This window comes from Brevibacillus sp. NSP2.1, from assembly GCF_000470975.2.
GTDB classification, from domain to species: domain Bacteria; phylum Bacillota; class Bacilli; order Brevibacillales; family Brevibacillaceae; genus Brevibacillus; species Brevibacillus agri.
The window spans coordinates 1199286-1216844 of record NZ_CP048274.1; the positions used below are offsets into that span (position 1 = coordinate 1199286).

At 55.6% G+C, this 17559-nt stretch carries 16 protein-coding genes; 13 read left to right on the plus strand and 3 right to left on the minus strand.

All coding sequences use genetic code 11. From position 1 onward, the window contains the following. The first annotated feature begins 165 nt into the window (after positions 1 to 165). Positions 166 to 630 carry an OsmC family protein gene (locus M655_RS05890; protein WP_007780521.1) on the plus strand — a complete coding sequence of 155 codons (465 nt, stop codon included), beginning with the start codon at positions 166 to 168 and terminating at the stop codon, positions 628 to 630. 333 nt (positions 631 to 963) lie between these two features. Here the strand turns inward: M655_RS05890 and M655_RS05895 are convergent, their stop codons facing one another. Next, positions 964 to 2304 carry an MFS transporter gene (locus M655_RS05895; RefSeq protein ID WP_026558130.1) on the minus strand — a complete coding sequence of 447 codons (1341 nt, stop codon included), beginning with the start codon at positions 2302 to 2304 and terminating at the stop codon, positions 964 to 966. Between the two features lie 122 nt (positions 2305 to 2426). Here M655_RS05895 and M655_RS05900 point away from each other — a divergent pair, with 122 nt between their 5' ends. Further along, positions 2427 to 2933 (plus strand): DUF1648 domain-containing protein, encoded by a 507-nt coding sequence (locus M655_RS05900; RefSeq protein WP_005832623.1) that lies wholly within the window; start codon positions 2427 to 2429, stop codon positions 2931 to 2933. Between the two features lie 60 nt (positions 2934 to 2993). Here the strand turns inward: M655_RS05900 and M655_RS05905 are convergent, their stop codons facing one another. Next, positions 2994 to 3593 (minus strand): undecaprenyl-diphosphatase, encoded by a 600-nt coding sequence (locus M655_RS05905; protein WP_005832622.1) that lies wholly within the window; start codon positions 3591 to 3593, stop codon positions 2994 to 2996. 562 nt (positions 3594 to 4155) lie between these two features. On the opposite strand from M655_RS05905, the gene M655_RS05910 reads away from it, so the two are divergent. The 8 genes from M655_RS05910 (at position 4156) to M655_RS05945 (ending at position 12601) form a co-directional block, all read left to right on the plus strand. Further along, a complete protein-coding gene (locus tag M655_RS05910) occupies positions 4156 to 5487 on the plus strand; it encodes an ABC transporter substrate-binding protein (protein WP_005832621.1) in 1332 nt (443 codons plus the stop codon). Positions 5488 to 5517: 30 nt separating this feature from the next. Then, the gene (locus M655_RS05915; RefSeq protein WP_005832620.1) at positions 5518 to 6474 is read left to right on the plus strand and encodes a carbohydrate ABC transporter permease; all 957 of its coding nucleotides are present in this window, start codon (positions 5518 to 5520) and stop codon (positions 6472 to 6474) included. Between the two features lie 36 nt (positions 6475 to 6510). Next, the gene (locus M655_RS05920) at positions 6511 to 7338 is read left to right on the plus strand and encodes a carbohydrate ABC transporter permease (protein WP_005832618.1); all 828 of its coding nucleotides are present in this window, start codon (positions 6511 to 6513) and stop codon (positions 7336 to 7338) included. A gap of 23 nt (positions 7339 to 7361) precedes the next feature. Beyond that, on the plus strand, positions 7362 to 8333 hold the full coding sequence (locus M655_RS05925; RefSeq protein ID WP_026558131.1) for a GNAT family N-acetyltransferase: 972 nt from the start codon (positions 7362 to 7364) through the stop codon (positions 8331 to 8333). Positions 8334 to 8383: 50 nt separating this feature from the next. Further along, positions 8384 to 9985 carry a glycoside hydrolase family 3 protein gene (locus M655_RS05930; RefSeq protein WP_026558132.1) on the plus strand — a complete coding sequence of 534 codons (1602 nt, stop codon included), beginning with the start codon at positions 8384 to 8386 and terminating at the stop codon, positions 9983 to 9985. Between the two features lie 42 nt (positions 9986 to 10027). Further along, positions 10028 to 10936 (plus strand): N-acetylmuramic acid 6-phosphate etherase, encoded by a 909-nt coding sequence (murQ, locus tag M655_RS05935; protein WP_026558133.1) that lies wholly within the window; start codon positions 10028 to 10030, stop codon positions 10934 to 10936. A gap of 292 nt (positions 10937 to 11228) precedes the next feature. After that, positions 11229 to 12164: a cation diffusion facilitator family transporter gene (locus tag M655_RS05940; RefSeq protein WP_025849111.1), complete on the plus strand. Its 936-nt coding sequence runs from the start codon at positions 11229 to 11231 to the stop codon at positions 12162 to 12164. Positions 12165 to 12370: 206 nt separating this feature from the next. Then, positions 12371 to 12601 (plus strand): DUF1450 domain-containing protein, encoded by a 231-nt coding sequence (locus tag M655_RS05945; RefSeq protein ID WP_005832609.1) that lies wholly within the window; start codon positions 12371 to 12373, stop codon positions 12599 to 12601. A gap of 194 nt (positions 12602 to 12795) precedes the next feature. Here M655_RS05945 and M655_RS05950 read toward each other — a convergent pair whose 3' ends face one another. Beyond that, a complete protein-coding gene (locus M655_RS05950) occupies positions 12796 to 13749 on the minus strand; it encodes an aminopeptidase (RefSeq protein ID WP_005832608.1) in 954 nt (317 codons plus the stop codon). A 200-nt stretch (positions 13750 to 13949) separates the two neighbouring features. Here M655_RS05950 and M655_RS05955 point away from each other — a divergent pair, with 200 nt between their 5' ends. The 3 genes from M655_RS05955 (at position 13950) to M655_RS05965 (ending at position 17528) form a co-directional block, all read left to right on the plus strand. Continuing rightward, the gene (locus M655_RS05955) at positions 13950 to 15566 is read left to right on the plus strand and encodes an ABC transporter substrate-binding protein (RefSeq protein WP_007784512.1); all 1617 of its coding nucleotides are present in this window, start codon (positions 13950 to 13952) and stop codon (positions 15564 to 15566) included. Positions 15567 to 15662: 96 nt separating this feature from the next. Continuing rightward, positions 15663 to 16622, plus strand: coding sequence for an ABC transporter permease (locus M655_RS05960; RefSeq protein ID WP_007784510.1), 960 nt, complete (start codon positions 15663 to 15665; stop codon positions 16620 to 16622). Between the two features lie 6 nt (positions 16623 to 16628). Next, positions 16629 to 17528: an ABC transporter permease gene (locus tag M655_RS05965; RefSeq protein WP_007784508.1), complete on the plus strand. Its 900-nt coding sequence runs from the start codon at positions 16629 to 16631 to the stop codon at positions 17526 to 17528. Positions 17529 to 17559 lie beyond the last annotated feature (31 nt).

Here is a 17559-nt window from a genome sequence, read left to right on the forward strand (position 1 = left end):
AAAACGATGATCTTTGTTCGGTCGCACTACATATAGGCAGACCGGTCAAAGATAGTCGTTTTTCTGTTTTTTTCAGCCCTTTCGCAATAATTCATATAATACAAATCGGAAAAGTGTGCTAAAATTCAAAATAACACACAAACGATCTGAAAGGGAGTGCTGAGCATGCCAGTAGAAACATTCAAAGCCACCGCCCATTTGCAGGAAGGAATGGTCGTCAAGGCGCGTTCCAGAAATTTTGAGGTCACTGTCGATGAGCCGAAAAGCCTTGGCGGAACGGATACCGCGATGAATCCTGTCGAGCTGGTGCTGTCCGCGTTGGGCGCGTGCCAGTCGATTGTGGCTCGCGTGTATGCGAAAAAGTTTGGGGTTCATCTCGACGATTTTTGGGTGGAGGTCGAAGGCGATCTGGATACGGATGGCTTCATGAACAAATCCGATGTGCGCCGTGGGTATTCTGAGATTCGCTACACCTTTCACATCAAGACCGATGCCGCCAAAGAGCAGGTGGAAGCCTTCATTCAGTTTTTGGAGCGGACATGCCCGGTGGGCGACACGATTGCCAATCCGGTCAACCTCAAGCTAAACGGAATTGTCATAGAAGACGTCTCCGGCAGCAAGCTCGGCTAACTTTCCGTGGCCCAGGAAAAAGAAAAGAGGCAGAACAAGCTCTGCCTCTTTTTCTGTGGGAAAAACTCAGTAAGCCACGGAAGAATAGGTTAGCTTGTAGAGGCCCCTGTAAATTTCGCGCTGCCCCCCCGAACGGATCTTCACAGCACAGTAAAACTGTTTCAAAAGGCTTTTCTCCCAGGTAATCCGCAATACTCGCGAATCGGCGTGAGCAACTTGCCGCCGTGCGCGACCGTTTTTTGCGCCAATTCCTCGACTCGACGTTCCGGTCTTGCACAGCGAGCAGCGAGGCGAAAAAAGCGGCGGTCAGTCGAGTGTTGACTGTGAACGGACTCACTGACGCAACGACTGCTCCGCTTGAACCTCCATCTGCCTCTGCTTCCGTCTCGACCAGATCAGCACTGGGACGAGCAGCAGGGAGAGGAAGCCGCCGCCAAGCGAGAGCGTCGCGTAGCTGGCGCCGGAGACGACCATGCCGGAAAGCGCTCCGCCCGATGCGCCAGCCAGGGCGATCAGGACGTCGACGGTTCCTTGGGTTTTGGCCCGGGTAGCGGGGTGGGTTGCGTCCACGATCAGGGCAGTACCGCTGATGAGGCCAAAATTCCAGCCCAGCCCCAGCAAGGCAAGGGCAACGATGAGCAGCGTCATGGAATCGGCCGGGGCAAGTGCAGCCAACAGGCCAGCCGCAAGCAAGGTGACACCGGAGGCAAAGGCCATGGCTGTGCGGCCGATTTTGTCCACGAGAACCCCGGTCAGCAGCGAGGGAAGGTACATGGCTCCGATGTGAATGCCGATCACGAGGCCGACCTCGCTCAAGCCGTGCCCGTGGTGCTTCATATGGATGGGCGTCATGGTCATGATCGCGACCATGACGATCTGGGTCAAAATCATGATGGTCGCGCCGACGATGATGCCGCGACTGTCGGCGGCAGGCAGGCTTCTCGGGATGTCCGCAGAGGCTTTCTGTTCCTCTGCTTGCGCTTCGGCGATGGCTTTGGCGACCTGCAGCGGGTCCGGGCGGAGCAGGAATAAAAAGACCAGCCCGGCACAGAGGAAAGCCGCAGCGCCCAAAATAAACGGCCCGGCCAGTGGCGGCACGCCAATCGAGCTGGCGAAGTGGCCCATCGTTTCCACCAGATTCGGTCCGGCTACAGCGCCGAAGGTCGTGGAGACGAGCGCGATGCTGACGGCGGTCGCGCGCTGCCGGGGCTGGGCCAAATCGGTTCCGGCGTAGCGGGCTTGCAGATTGGTGGCCGTTCCGGCGCCATATACGAGCAGCGAGGCAAACAGCAACCAGATATGCTGTGTCACCGCAGCGAGAATGACTCCGACTGCGCCGATGCCTCCTGCGAGGAACCCTGCTGCCAGCCCGAAGCGGCGGCCGAACCGTTGCGAGAGTCGGCCGACAAACAGCGCTGCCAAGGCGGAGCCAAGTGTGAGCAACGCGGCGGGAATGCCTGCGAGACTGTCTGTTCCGAGCATCTCCTGGGCGAGCAGAGCGCCGACGGTGACGCCTGCCGCAAGTCCCGCCCCTCCGAAAATTTGCGAGATGACGACGATGGCCAGCGTTCGTTTATAAAGCTTTTGCTGCTTTTGGGGTGAATCGATGTAACATCGGAAGTGGGCTTGTTGATTTTGGCTGGCCTGCCAATTATGATTAGGTGGGTGTGACATGAAATCCCCTCTTTTTCACGGTTTGTTGGGTCGAATAGTTCGCAATAGGCTGAATGGGATGAATCTTATCTCCAAATTTTAGAAAAGTCAATCTGGATGGACGATCTGAAGGAGGGACAGGCATGGCCGATTGGTGGGGGCGTCCGAAGCTGAACATCGCAAAGACCAAAAGCGAATGGATCTGGGATATTTTGGGAGCGGTCTTTTACATCGGGGGAATCGTTTCTCTCCTGTTGCTGTGGGGCGATCTTCCTGACAAGGTGCCCGCTCATTTTAACGGAGCAGGAGAAGTGGATCGCTGGGGCTCGAAGTGGGAGCTGCTCATTTTGCCAGGGATTGGGGCGTTGCTGTTTGGATTGATGCAGGCGCTGGAAAAACATCCGGAAGTTTATAACTATCCGAAGCGGTTCAACGAAGCAAACGCGGAGCAGTTTTACTTGCAAAGCCGAAAAATCGTGAACCAGCTCAAAAATATATGCGTCATTGTGTTTTCTGTCATTTTGCTGGAAGCGATTTCAATTGCGATGGGCTGGGGAAGCTGGTTTGGCATGTGGTTTGTGCCTGTGGTGGTGGGCGGCATCGTGATCCAACTGGTTTATGGCCTGATTACGCTCGGCAAAATCCGCTAGCAAACGACAAAGCGAGCCCAAAGCACTTTGCAAAAACAGAGTGTTTTGGGCTCGCTTTTCTCAAAAGTCTTTGGAGCTAAGCCGGGCAGGCAAAACAGCCCGTTCGGCTTTTTCGTACAGAGCCAGCGCGCTGTGCACGAAGGATAGCCGTGGTACCACCATAAAAACGGTCAAGGCCGAGCCGATGCTGATTAAGGCGCCGACGATGACGTCCGCCGGATAGTGCACGCCTACCCAGATGCGGGAAAGCCCTACGCATACTGCCAGCAGCATCCAAAGAATGCCTGCTTTTCTTTTGAACAGCCAGAAGCTCATGCAAAAGGAAAAAAACAAAATCGTATGGTCGCTGGGGAAGGAATTGTCCACCGCTTTTTGCACTAACTGATTCACATTCGCCAGCTCGGCAAACGGCTGGTTGTTGGCGTGCAGGCTGCCTGCGATTTTTCCGAGCAGTTCCGCAAGCGCAAACGTGACCGCGGCGCAAACCACCATCACGCGATTGTGGTAGCTGCGCGTCAGCCAGTACAGAAGCACGCAGACGGCCAGGGCGTACACGGTGTACTCGGCAATGGCGTAAAACGCGGGATTGAGTGCCGGGTACTGCTTACCCAGGTCATTAATCAATCGGAAAGCATGAATATTCATCTCCATGGCGTCCACAAACAGTGATCCTCCTTTTTTATGACAATAGGAAAATCGTAAACAAAGGCGAGAAAAGAAGAAATCGAATTACCTTACACAAAATTACAGGATTGTAAGATAAGGCTTCAGGGCAGGAAACGAGGGCGATCAAGCGGTTCGTTTCCTGCTCTTTTTGCTGGCGAAAACAGGGCAGGCCGGGCCGAGCTGCGCGTTCGAGCCGCTTCGTCACAGGAAAAGAAACAGGGAGAAGAATGTCGAAATGTTTGTTTTGAAATTTTATTTTACGATTACGTTAATATCTTGATATTTTATTTCAAGAGTCTATAATACAGGTATGTAACGAATTGACAGTAAATTCTCGCAAATGAAGCGCGCTTCATACAGGATGAGGGGGGAGTTGTCGTTAGTGCGGGGCGATTGGCTGTCCACGGGCGAGTCGCTAACCAGCAACTGTAGCAACTGGCGGACGGATCGAGACGCCAATACGAAGCCTGGCTCGATCCGCTGCAGCGCGTAAGAGCAGGGCAGAGCAATCATTTTTTGTACAAGTATGCATCTTTTCGAAAATGGGAGGTTTTCCATGAAAAAAAGCAGGTTTCTAGCAGCAGCAGGAATCGCCAGTCTGGCAGCGGCGTTGCTCGTCGGCGGATGTAGCAGCCAATCTTCGACGCAGCAGGGGGACCAGGTGGAATTGTACATGGGTTACACCTCTGATCCGCCTACGAAGAAAAAGATGGAGGAAATTATCGCAAAATTCGAACAGTCGCACCCGCATATCAAAATCAAGACCGTGACGGCTCCTTACGAGGACTTTTACCAGAAGCTGACGACGCAGATTGCCGCAGGAAACGCGCCAGACATCTGGCAAAGCGACGGGACGAAAGTATTCGGCTTTGCGCAGCGCGGGGCGATTCGCGATATAACCGATTACGTCACGAAGGAAGTCAACAAGGACGAGGTGCTCGGCGTGGAGTTCAACAAGGACGCCTCGGGGAAATACTGGGGCGTGCCGCAGGGCATTCAGGTAGGGGCGCTTTTCTACAACAAGGATTTGTTTGACCAGGCCGGAGTCGCGTATCCGACGGCAGACTGGACGTGGGATGACCTGAAGGCGGCGGCCGCCAAGCTGACGCTCGATGCTAACGGGAAAAATGCGGACGACCCCGCCTTTGACAAAAATGCGGTGAAGCAGTACGGCTTTACGTTTTTCGGCAGCTCCCGCGGGGCGTTTAACATCATGAAAGCGTACGGCGGCGGCGTGCTCGATCCGACGATGACACAGTCGATCGTCAATTCTCCGGAAAACAAAAAAGCGGTGGAGTGGATGGCGGACGGCATGAAGCGCAAGCTGTTCCCGAACCCGGCCGAATTGAAGGCGTTCCAGAGCAACTTCAAAGTGTTTTTGAGCGGAGCGACCGCAATGCAGATCGACATTTACGCGGCTACGACCTCGATGAACGGAGCCGGCTTGAACTACGATGTGGCGCCGCTGCCCAAAGGTCCGGATGGCAAACGGTTCGCGCCAGTCATCGCCAACTCGTGGGTCATCAACAAGAAAGCCGAGGAGCAAAAAGTAAAAGCGGCCGAGGAATGGATCACGTACTGGACGACGTCGGACGAGGCGCAAAAAGAATGGGCAGAGGTAGGGGAAGCGATTCCGGTGAAAAAATCGGTGGCGAACTCCGAGATGTTTCTGAACCCGAGCATCAAGCCGGACAACAAGCAAGTTTTCCTCGACAGCCTGGAGTTCGCGGGCACGATCGACACTAACGCCGTTTTCGCGGAATGGTTGAAGGTCGTCACGGACAATCTGGCTGAGCTGTTTATGGACAAGATGAGCGTGGACGACTACATCACCAAGACAGACGAGGGCGTGCAAAAAGTTCTGGATGAGTTTTTCAAGAAGCAGTAGCAAACCATCAGGGAGGAAGTGTAGCCAACGATGTTGGAGCTACCAAACAAGCTACAGGCACAGCCTGATGTGAAAACGAAGCAGAAACGAAACTGGCTGGACAGCGAGGGGAGATGGGGGCTGCTGCTCGTCTCCCCCTACCTGGTCCACTTTCTCGTGTTTGTCCTGGGGACTTCGCTTGCCTCGCTCTACTTCAGCTTTTCCGACTACGATATTTTGAATCCGCCGAAGTGGACCGGGCTGGATAACTACGAAAAGCTGTTCGCCGACCCGCTGTTTTACCAGGCGCTGTGGAACACGGTCTACTTCACGCTGTTGTACGTTCCGGCCAAGACGTTTCTGGCGCTTTTGCTGGCAGTCGCGCTGAACCAGAAGCTGAAAGGGCTGAAGCTGTTTCGGATGGCGCACTTTTTGCCCGTGATCTCGTCGTGGACGGTGATCGCGTATGTGGCGGATGCGGTGTTCAACCAGCGGATCGGCTTTGCCAATGCCATCCTCGCCAAATTCGGCATCGCGCCGCAAAACTGGCTGATTGACGAAGTGTGGGTCATCCCGGTGCTCGTGCTCATCGCGATCTGGAAGTCGGTTGGCTACATGATGATTATTTTTTTGGCCGGGCTGCAAGGGATTTCCCATGACATGTACGAGGCAGCGTCGATTGACGGCGCGAACGCCTGGCAAAAATTTTGGCAGGTCACCGTTCCGATGATTTCCGGCACGACGTTTCTCGTCATCATTTTGAACACGATCTACTCGTTTCAAAATTTCGAGCAAATTTTCGTCATGACGGGCGGCTCCACCGAGGCCGGGTCGACGGGCGGCGCGAACAACGCGAGTCTCGTCCTGATGCTGCTCATGTTCCGGCAAGGCTTCAGCTTTTACAAGATGGGCTACGCCTCTGCGATCGCCTGGGTGCTGTTCCTCATTTTGCTGGCGATTACTTTGCTGCAATTCAAGCTGCAAAAGAAATGGGTTCACTATGATTAATTTACGATGGCGTGCGCGGAGGAAAAGGAGGTAGCCATGCAAAAGCGTTTTCCTCTCCATAAAGTTCTGGGATACTTGTTTGTTCTCGTCAGCACCTTGATTATGGTCGTGCCGTTTTTGACGACGGTGTTCAACTCGTTGAAAACGTACAAGCAGTACATGCAATTTCCGCCGGAATGGGTGCCCGATCCTGTGAAGTGGAGCAACTACCCGCAAGTGTGGGAGCAGGCGAACTTCAGCAGCTACACGGTCAACAGCGTGATCGTCGCGGTACTGTCCGTAGTCGGCACGCTACTCTCCAGCTCGATGATCGCCTTTGCCTTTGCCCGGCTGCGCTTTCCGTTTCGCGATACGCTGTTCATGATCGTGCTCGGGACGATGATGATTCCCGGAATCGTGACGATCATCCCGCAGTTTATCATTTTCAAAAACTTAGGGATGCTCGACTCGCTGACGCCGCTGTGGATTTTGGAGTGGCTGGGCCAGCCGTTTGCCATTTTTCTGATGAGGCAGGCTTTCCTGAGCATCCCTAAGGATTATGAGGAAGCGGCCAAGCTGGACGGCTGCAATCCGTTCCAAATATACTGGCGCGTGTTTTTGCCGATGTGCAAGCCGGCGCTCGCGACACTCGCGGTTTTTACGTTTATGGGCAAATGGAACGAAATTCTCGCGCCTGTCATCTATCTCATCTCCGAGGAGCATTTTACGCTGCCGATCGGGATTTTGTCGCTGCGCGGACAGTACAAGACCGACGACCAACTGCTGGTGGCGGGGGCGTTAATCAGCCTAATTCCGATTTTGCTCGTGTTTTTGTTTGCGGAAAAATACTTTGTCGAAGGCTCCAAAACTTCCGGGTTGAAGTAGGGCATTAGGAGGCGGATGAACGCATGTTTTACGTACCATTGGACGCGCTGTACCTGGATGCGCTGTGCGAGCTGTGGAACCGGGAGCTGGGAGAGCGCTTCCCGATGCGTCCCGAGCTGCTCCGCCAGAACAGCCTGGAAGATCGCAATGTGCTGCAGGCAGGCTCCTGGATTGCCATGGATGCGGTTGCGCGGCGTCCCGTAGGATTTGTCGTGGCAAAATGCTGGCAGGAACAGCTCGATGTGCAACTGGGAAAAGGCGTCGGCTGGATTCAGGCGTTGCTCGTGGACCGCAACGATCGCGGCCAAGGAATCGGAAGCGAGCTGCTGGCGCGAGCAGAGCGGGCTTTGCGGCAGCGCGGCGTGCAAAAAATATGGCTCGGCCGCGACCCGTATCATTATTTCCCGGGGATTCCCGTTGAGTCGCCAGAGGTTTCAGCCTGGTTTGCCGCGCGTGGGTACCGCTTGTTGGAGCCGTTGGAAAACGATTTGCTTTGCCGCTATTCCGATCAGGACGATCAGAAATCCGTTCCATTGCCGCAAGTCGCGGACGGGCGCTTCCGCTTGCTTGCGGCGGACGACAAAGACGCGTTCTTGTCCTTTTTGCATCGCTGCTTTCCCGGGCGCTGGGAGTACGAGGCGATTCACTATTTTCAGCGCGGCGGGACTGGGCGCGAGTTCGTCGTGTTGGAGCGGCAGGGGGAAATCGTCGGCTTTTGCCGGATCAATGACGCGAAGTCGCCGTTTATTGCGCAAAACGTCTACTGGGCACCGCTTTTTGCGCGGGAGCTGGGCGGGATCGGACCGCTTGGCATCGACCCGGCGCACAGGGGAAGCGGCCTGGGATTGGCGCTCGTGCAGGCGGGGATTGCCATGCTGCGGCAGCGCGGGATTCAGCAGATCGCGATTGACTGGACGGCGCTCGTCGACTTTTACGCCAAGCTCGGCTACTCAAGCTGGAAGCAGTACGCCAAGTACAGCAAGGAGCTTGTCTAATCATTCGCGTCATTCGCGGCTGCGAGCGTGCGAAAAAAAGGAGGTTCTCCATGCGTGCAAAGCAGATGAGTGTGGAGCAAAAAGTCGGGCAACTGCTCATGATCGGTTACCCGACGCTGGAAGTACCCGGTGAGATGGAGACGTGGATTCGCGAGCGGCAGATTGGCAACGTGATTTTGTTCAGCCGCAACATCGGTTCAGTCGCAGAGACGTTTCGGCGCGTGCGCACGTTGCAACGCTGGGCGAAGGAAGCCGGACAGCCGCATCCGCTGTTGGTCGGAACCGATCAGGAAAACGGCGTCGTGGCGAGGCTAATGCGCGGTGCTACCCGGTTTCCCGGAGCGATGGCGCTCGGTGCGACGGGAAGCCCGGAGTGGGCCGGACGGGTTTATGCGGCGACTGGAGAGGAACTGCGGGCCGCGGGCATTACCGTTAATTTTGCCCCTGTCGTCGACGTGAACAACAATCCGGCCAATCCGGTGATCGGAGTGCGCTCGTTCGGCGCGGAGCCGGAAGCGGTCGGGCGTTTTGGCGAGAGCGCCGTGCAAGGGCTGCTTGCAAGCGGCGTCGTTGCTGCGATCAAGCATTTTCCCGGCCACGGCGACACGAGCACAGACTCGCACGAAGCGATTCCGGTGCTGCGGCACGACTGGCAGCGGCTCTCGCAGGTGGAGCTGGTTCCGTTTCGCCGCTGTATCGCGGCAAAAGCCCCGATGGTGATGATCGGACATGTCAGCCTGCCGACCGTCGACGAAAGCGGTGCGCCTGCCTCGATCTCGCGGCGGCTGGTGACGGACGTTTTGCGCGGGCAGCTCGGCTTTCAGGGCGTTGCGATTACCGATTGTCTGGAAATGGCCGCGATCGCCAACTCCACAGGCGTGCCGGAAGCAGCGGTGCAGGCGATACAGGCGGGCGTGGACATGGTGCTCGTCTCGCATACGCCCGAGGTGCAGCAAAAGACGTATGATCGTCTGGCCGAAGCGATCCGCAGCGGTGAAATTCCCGACTCCCGGGTGCAGGAGGCTGTCGAGCGCATCACGGGACTGAAGCAGCGCTATCTTTCCTGGGAGCAGTGTCTGGCGGCGACAGGTCCCGGTTTTGACCGGACGGCTCACGAGCGGCTGGCCAAAGAAGCGCTCGCGCAGGCTGTGACCTTGGTGAAAAACGACCAGGGGCTTGTCCCTTTGCCGGAGCAGGCGGGGGCGCTTGGCGTGATTTTGCCGGGAGTGGGCCGGTTGACGCAGGCAGAGGATCAGCAGGCGGGCGCGGAGCTTTTGGTAGCGCCGCTGCAAGCGCACAGACAGGTGCATGCCCACTTTCTGTCCGCACTCCAACCTGCGCAGGCGGAGATCGAGCAGGCTGTCGCTGCCGTGGCGCCCTGCGATACGGTGATCGTTTTTACGTACAACGCCCATCTTTACAGCGGTCAGGCGCAACTGGTGCAGCAACTGTCCACGCGAGGCAAAAAGGTGGTGGCAGTGGCGCTCAGAAACCCGTACGACCTGACCGCTTTTCCGGAGGTGGACGCTTTTCTTGCGGTGTACGACCAGAGTGAACGGGCGCTGGGAGTCGTTGCGGACGTTTTGTTCGGCAAGCAAAAGGCAGTCGGTCGCTTGCCTGTCAGTATGTGGAAGCAACAGGGGCACTTTTGATGAAGAAAACGGACGAACTGGAGACTGACGGGGAGGTAGCGGATGAGAAATCAACTGAGCGGTTTGACGACCGAGACGAAAAACAAGCAATCGGAAGACCTGGACTTGCTCTCGACACTCGACATCATCAGGCTCATGAACGAGGAGGACAAAAAAGTCGCCTATTGCGTGGAAAAGGAGCTGCCCGCGATTGCCCGGGCGGTGGACATGATTGCCGAATGCTTGCAAAACGGCGGCAGGCTGTTTTATTTTGGCGCAGGCACCAGCGGCCGCTTAGGACTGCTGGATGCGGCGGAGTGCCCGCCGACCTTTGGCACAGACCCTTCCCTCGTGCAAGGCGTGATCGCCGGGGGAGTGGAAGCGCTCGTCAAAGCGATTGAAGGAGCGGAAGACCTCGCGCATTTGGGCCAGGAGGATGTCTTGGCGCACGGAGTCAGGGACGGTGACGCTGTAGTGGGAATTGCGGCGAGCGGGCGCACGCCTTATGTAAAAGGCGCACTGGCAGAGGCGAGTCGGCTCAAGGCGAAAATTGTGTCGCTGTCGTGCAATCCGACGGCTGAGATCAATGAAGGCGTGGACGTCTCCATCAACGTCGTGGTCGGCCCGGAAGTCGTCACAGGCTCGACCCGGCTGAAAGCGGCGACGGCGCAGAAGATGGTGCTCAACATGATTACGACCGCATGCATGGTTCGCTTGGGCAAGGTGTACAAAAATTTGATGGTCAACGTGCAGGTGACGAACGAAAAGCTGAAGGAGCGGGCCAAGCAGATTGTCGCGGAAGCGGCCGACGTCTCGCTGGAGGAAGCCGATGAGCTGTTGAACAGGGCGCAAGGCGACGCCAGGCTTGCGATTGTGATGAAAAAAACGGCGCTGTCGCAGGCCGAGTCGCTTCGGTTGCTGGAGCAGCACAAAGGGAATATTCGGCGCATTGTCGAGGGGTATGTCTCGTAGCTTGAGGTGTGTCAAAACAGGCTGCCAGTAAATCGCGCAAAGCAAACAGCCTTTTCCAGAGGGGGAGAAGGCTGTTTGCTTTGCGTTGGCAACAGGAGCCGGGCCAAAATGCTGAACGAAACCGCGTTTTCCCCGCGTCTCTCCGTGAGAAACGACTGGGCTGGGAATGAAAATCAGTAGTATGATCCATAAAATGTTCATTTGAATAAGTGGCAAAAACACCCTATAATTAAATTAATTATTAGATTGTAATTTTTCTATTTTGATAGTGGGGGTGGCTCTTATGAAACACGTGAAGTACGCTGATTATCATCATCTCGATCACGTGAAGGAACAGCAAAAATCGAAGAAAACGTTGTGGATTACACTGATCCTGACTTTGTTTTTTACTATCGTGGAAATCGTCGGCGGCCTGTTGTCCAACTCGCTGGCGCTTCTGTCCGACTCGGCGCACATGATCTCGGACGTCATCGCGCTCGGTTTGAGCATGACCGCGATTTACATGGCGACGCGCAAGCCGACCAAAAAGTACACGTTTGGCTTTTTGCGCTTTGAAATCATCGCTTCGTTTTTGAACGGCCTGGCGCTTGCCGTAATTGCAATCGGCATCGCGATTGAAGGGATTAACCGGATGATTCACCCGCAAGACGTCGACTTGCAACTGATGCTGACGATCGCGTCCATCGGGCTGATCGTGAACATCGTGCTGACGATCGTGCTGTCCAGAAGCACCAAGGAAGAAGACAACCTGAATGTGAAAAGCGCCCTGTGGCACTTCATCGGCGACCTGCTCAGCTCTGTGGGCGTCATCGCTTCTGCCATTCTCATTTACTTCACAGGCTACTACCTCTTCGACCCGCTGATTAGCATGGTGATCGGAGGAATCATCTTTATGGGCGGCTTCAAAATCATCCGCGAATCGCTGGCCGTCCTGATGGAATCCGTGCCGGAGCAGTTTGATCTCGACCAAATCCGGGCAGACCTCGCCAGTGTGGAAGGCGTCTATGACGTGCACGAGCTGCACCTGTGGGCGGTATCGACAGAGCACTACTCGCTGACGGCACACGTGTTTGTGCGCGAGGATATTCAGCCGTACTGTGTGATCCTCGGTATCAATCATCTGCTGAAAACGAAGTACGGCATCGAGCATTCGACGATCCAGATTGAGCATCCGATGATTCTCGATCACGGCGAGTACGGCAAACAGTTTTTGCTGCAAGAGGCGTAAAGGGCTGCTTGAGCTGTACGCACGCGACTATAACCAAAAAAGGCCGAGCGGTTCCAGACGCCCAAGTTCTGGCAGCCTGCCCGGCCTTTTCGGCTTCCTCGCCGCTTTAAAGCGTTTGCGGTTTTATGCGTGTTCTTGCTGTTAATTCTGAATTGACTGTAAAATTTGGGTAGAAGCGCAATGCCATTTATTGATGGGGGAAGACGATGGTGCATACAATCAAATTTTGCCCGTGCAATCTCCAAGGCAGTCTGGAGTGGGTGAGAAACGAGGTCAGGAAATTTCCCGATGTGCAGTTGATCGACGAGCGGTGTGTCAACTATTGCGGCCAATGTCTGGAAAAGCCGTTTGCGCTGTACAACGGCAAAAATATCGTGGGCAGCGACGGGCAAGAACTGCTCGAGCGGCTGGTGGAAAAGCTCTCGGCAGCGAATTAGCGCAAGGCAAAAGCAAAAGCAAGAGCAACAGTAAGAGCAACAGTAAGAGCAAGAGCAAGAGCGCAGCGCCCGGGTGGCTTGGTGCCCACTGTCCCCTGTCCACAGTCCGCTGTTTTGGCGCGGGCCTGGGGCATGAATAAAAGCAGGAGCGAGTGTATTCGCTTCTGCTTTTTCGTTTTCACGCCTGTCGCTCGCTATTGTGCCGCAAACAGAAAGCGTCCTTTTTCCTGCAAGGGCACTCCGTCGATGTACACATCCGGTTCGTTTACGATTAAATCAATGTGCACGCCCGCCTGAATCGTTCCCCCAAAAGTAGCGTTGCTGCCAAACGCAACGTGGATCGTCCCGAACGCTTTTTCATCTTCCAGTACAACTCCGATAATTCTCGCCTTGTGATTGGTTCCGATCCCAAATTCTGCAAGCATCCGTCCGTCGCCATCCCCGAGCGTGGAGAGCAGGCGGGCAGCCATCGGCCCCTCTGCGTCGACGAGTCTCCCGTCCTTGACGGTGAGCAGCAACGGCGCGTCAATTTTGCCGATTCCGCCGATGGAGCCGTCGACCAAAATCTGGCCGTTCGCCGAACCTTCCACGGGGGCGATGTACGCCTCGCCCGACGGCAGGTTGCCCGACTGGCCCGCTTCCAAATACATCCCAGTGCTGGGAACGCCGTTTCTCGTCTCGATGGAAAATTCGAGCGTGTACCCGCCCTTTTCGATCCGTACCTGTTTGCCTTTGGTCAGGATGTCCGTGACGGTTTCCGTCAGCCGCTTGACCTCCTGGTAGTCGGCGGAAATGGCGCCAGCGGTGAACATATCTTCGGTAATGCCGGGCATGGTCGCGACGCGTGTCCCGTTGGCGGCGGCATTTTTGCGCGCCTGCGTATGCGTCAGCGAATACTTCGTGATGCACACGGCGACGTCTGCTTGCTTCATCGCTTCTGCAATCGTCTGCGGCGGCTCCTGGCCTGATTTTTCACGCTCCTGCATGACGAGCAGCATCGTTTCGGCTCCGAGCAGCTTTCCCGCTGCGTAGAGGGCTTCCGCCAAAGGGCGCTTGTCTTCATCGGTGACAATGACCAGCTCTTCTGTTTCTTTTACCCCTAAACAAGTTGCCAGCAAATTGCGGCTAATTTCCACAAGTTGGTTCATCGGTTAGACACTCCTGATTTTTTAGTAGGTGCGAATCTTGAAGAGATTGTACTGAAAGCGAACGCTGTGAATCAAGTCTTAACTTTTTTTGTTTTTCGACTATTTACACTAAAAAAGCCATTTGCTATAATCCAAAACGTAACACATAGTGAATATGTGTTTCGTTATTTGATACAAAAACATTAACTGGGGGAATCGTAGTGAGGAAAATTAGCAAAGCCAAAGCGTTGTTTTCTTCTGTCATGGTCGTGTCAATGTTGGCACTCGCTGCATGTGGGGGACAAGGCAGTGCACCTGCCCAAGAGTCAAAGGGCGGTGAGCAGCAGGCGGCTGCCGGGCAGCCGAAAGACGGCGGCGTGCTGAAAATCGGTTTGTCGTCTACAGCAAAAACGCTGGACCCGATTGCGTACACCGGAGCTTATGAATCGAACATCATCCGCAGCATTGGCGACACGCTCGTCCGCTACACGAGCGACCTGTCCAAAATCGAGCCAAGCCTGGCTACGGAGTGGAAAGTGTCCGATGACATGAAGGTGTACACGTTCAAGCTGCGTGACAACGTGTACTTCCAGCCTGGCAAATACCAGGACGGGCGCAAAATGACAGCGGAAGACGTGAAGTACAGCCTGGAGCGCTCCGCGAAGCAATCCGCGCTCAAGCGTCTGCGCGGCGTGGAAAAAGTCGAAGTCATCAGCGAAAACGAGGTCGCGATTCACCTCGATGCGCCAAACGCAGCCTTGCTGGCGATGCTGACCGATGGCGGCAACATCATCGTGCCGCGTGAAGAAGTAGAAGGCTGGAAAGATCAGTTCGGCACGCATCTCGTTGGCACCGGGCCGTTCATGATCGACAAGTTCAATCAAGATGATTCTGTAAATTTGAAGCGTTCTGATAAATATTGGGGACCAAAACCGCATCTGGACGGCGTAGAGTTCAAATTCATTACAGATGCAAACATGATGACCAACGCCCTGCGTTCCGGCGACATCGACATGGTGACGGATGTAAAAGGCCAAAACCGCGCGATCATCGAGAAGGATCCAAACCTGAACTTGCAGACCAAGCCGGGCCTGTCCATCGAGTACATGGGCCTGAACCAGATCGAAGGTCCGACCAAAGACAAAAAGGTTCGGGAAGCCATCCGCATGGCGGTTGATGTGGAAGGGCTGGTAAAAGGCGTGTTCAAGTGGGGTGGAGCGGAGAAGTCGTTTCTGCCGCTGCCGAAAGCATCGTGGGGCTATGACGCGTCGCTCGAAGCAGCCGTACCTGCCTTTGACCCGCAAAAAGCAAAACAGCTTCTGGCAGAGGCAGGCTATCCGGACGGCTTCAAAACCGAGCTGTATGTAATCGCTTCCCGCGTGCCGCAGGCGACTATCGCGGCTCAGCAGTTGAAAGACAACCTGAACATTGACGCGGAAATCAAGACAGTAGAGTGGGGAACGTTCAGCGACATCGTCGCCAAAGGAAAAGCGCCGCTCTACATCATGGGCTGGTCCTGGTACCCAGACCCTGACTTCTTCCTCTACCAAATGTTCCACAGCAAGCAAATCGGCTCTCTCGGAAACGGCTACGCTTACAGCAACCCGGAAGTAGACAAGCTCCTGGAGCGCGCGACAGCGGAAACGACAGACGAAGCGAAGCGCAAAGAGCTGTACAGCCAGGCCATGAAGCTCATCAACGACGACAGCGTGCATGTGGAGCTGGGGCTGCTTGACGTGGCAACGGGCATGAAAAAATACGTGCAAGACTACCAGGTGCGCGCGGACGGCTCGATCTTCCTGGTGAACGACGAAACGAACGTCTGGCTGAACAAGTAAACAGCAGGCAAGCTTTTCCCGTCCGAAGAGAGGCCGCCTGGTCCTCTCTTCGGACATGATTCATCAAGCAAGAGTGGTTGAAAGGAGGAGAATGGATTGCTCAAACTGATTTTCAGACGGTTAGTCGACTTGATCCCGACGCTGTTTGTTGTAGCCACGACCGTTTTCATCATCACGCGGCTGATTCCCGGCGATCCGGCGGCGGTACTGCTCGGGCCGCAGGCTTCTCCGGATGAAATCGCCAAAATGCGGGAATCGCTCGGGTTAAACCAGCCATTGTACCTCCAATACGTCGAGTTTCTCGGCAGTCTTTTGCAGGGCGATCTCGGCACTTCGCTCGGCTACAATCAGCCTGTGATGTCGCTCATTATGGAGCGCTTCCCGAACACGCTTTTGCTTTCCGCCTGTGCGCTCGCTCTCTCGCTTTTGATCGGGATTCCGGCTGGCATCATTTCTGCGACCAAGCAGTATTCCGTCTGGGATTACACCGTCATGATCCTCTCGCTCGTCGGCGTGTCGATGCCGATTTTCTGGCTCGGGGTCATGCTCGTCCTGTACTTCAGCGTGCATCTCGGCTGGCTGCCGGCAACGGGAATGGGCTCTTTGTCCGAAGGCTTCGGCAGCGTCGTCACCCACCTGATCTTGCCGAGCATCGCCTTGTCGACCATTCCGATGGCGACTTTTGCCCGGATTACACGCTCCAGCATGCTGGAAGTGATCCGCCAGGACTACATCAAGACGGCTCGTGCCAAAGGGCTGCGCGAATTTTTCGTCGTCTGGAAGCACGCTCTGAAAAACGCGATGACGCCGTTGCTCACGGTGATGGGGATGCAAATATCGTCCATGCTCGGCGGCGCGGTGTTGACGGAGACGATCTTCAGTTGGCCGGGGATGGGACGGCTTGTGGTGGACGCCATCGAAAACCGCGACTTTGTCGTTGTCCAAGGAACCGTGCTGTTCATCGCCGTCATTTTCGTGTTGATTAACTTGCTCGTCGACATTTTGTACACCGTGGTCAATCCGCGCGTGAAACTATCGAACAAAGGGGAGGGCTGATCCGATATGAGCAACCATGCGCAACCGCTATCGCCAGCTCCCGCGACGCTCGCACCGAAGAAAAAAAGCAAGGAAAACAGTGTCTGGAGACGGCTATTGAAAAACAAGCTGGCGATGATCGGCCTGGTCATCATCGCGATCATGGTCATTTTCGCCCTGTTTGCGCCGCTGATCGCCACGCATGGTCCGAATGAGATGGATTTGGCAAATTCGCTGTCCGAGCCTGGCATCGACGGCCATTTGCTCGGGACGGACAACTACGGACGCGATTTGTTCAGCCGGATCGTCTACGGGACGCGAATTTCGCTGATCGTCGGGATTTTTGCCATCGGGCTTGGCGGCATGATCGGCACGCTGCTCGGGCTGCTCGCCGGCTATTACGGCGGCAAATGGGACGCGCTCATCATGCGCCTCATGGACGGCCTGTTCGCCTTTCCGTTCATTCTGTTGTCGATCTCGCTCATGACCGTGCTCGGCGCCGGACTGTTCAACGTCATTCTCGCCATCGGGATCGCCAACATCCCCGGCTTTGCCCGGATTGTCCGCGGCCAGGTGCTGGCGGTCAAGGAAGAGGAGTATATCGAGGTCACGAGATCGCTCGGGGCAAACGATTCCCGGATCATTTTTCACCACATCCTGCCAAACTGTATGGCACCGATCATTGTGTACGCGACGATGCACGTAGCCGGCGCGATCATTTCCGAAGCGGCCTTGAGCTTCCTCGGTCTGGGCGTGCAGCCGCCGACAGCCTCATGGGGCAGCATCCTGAAGGACGGAAAAGACTTCCTCGTCCTGTCCCCGCACATGGCTACCTTCTCCGGGCTGGCGATTTTGCTTTCCGTACTCGGCTTCAACCTGTTCGGTGACGGCTTGCGGGATGCGCTCGACCCGAAAATGAAAGTGTAAGCGACGAAAGCGAAACATAGATTGGGGTGAA

Bases quoted from the DNA above. Each gene is read 5' to 3' on its own strand.
- M655_RS05890 (WP_007780521.1), top strand. From the start codon at position 166: ATGCCAGTAGAAACATTCAAAGCCACCGCCCATTTGCAGGAAGGAATG.
- M655_RS05895 (WP_026558130.1), bottom strand. From the start codon at position 2,304: ATGTCACACCCACCTAATCATAATTGGCAGGCCAGCCAAAATCAACAA.
- M655_RS05900 (WP_005832623.1), top strand. From the start codon at position 2,427: ATGGCCGATTGGTGGGGGCGTCCGAAGCTGAACATCGCAAAGACCAAA.
- M655_RS05910 (WP_005832621.1), top strand. From the start codon at position 4,156: ATGAAAAAAAGCAGGTTTCTAGCAGCAGCAGGAATCGCCAGTCTGGCA.
- M655_RS05915 (WP_005832620.1), top strand. From the start codon at position 5,518: ATGTTGGAGCTACCAAACAAGCTACAGGCACAGCCTGATGTGAAAACG.
- M655_RS05920 (WP_005832618.1), top strand. From the start codon at position 6,511: ATGCAAAAGCGTTTTCCTCTCCATAAAGTTCTGGGATACTTGTTTGTT.
- M655_RS05925 (WP_026558131.1), top strand. From the start codon at position 7,362: ATGTTTTACGTACCATTGGACGCGCTGTACCTGGATGCGCTGTGCGAG.
- M655_RS05930 (WP_026558132.1), top strand. From the start codon at position 8,384: ATGCGTGCAAAGCAGATGAGTGTGGAGCAAAAAGTCGGGCAACTGCTC.
- murQ (WP_026558133.1), top strand. From the start codon at position 10,028: ATGAGAAATCAACTGAGCGGTTTGACGACCGAGACGAAAAACAAGCAA.
- M655_RS05945 (WP_005832609.1), top strand. From the start codon at position 12,371: ATGGTGCATACAATCAAATTTTGCCCGTGCAATCTCCAAGGCAGTCTG.
- M655_RS05950 (WP_005832608.1), bottom strand. From the start codon at position 13,749: ATGAACCAACTTGTGGAAATTAGCCGCAATTTGCTGGCAACTTGTTTA.
- M655_RS05965 (WP_007784508.1), top strand. From the start codon at position 16,629: ATGAGCAACCATGCGCAACCGCTATCGCCAGCTCCCGCGACGCTCGCA.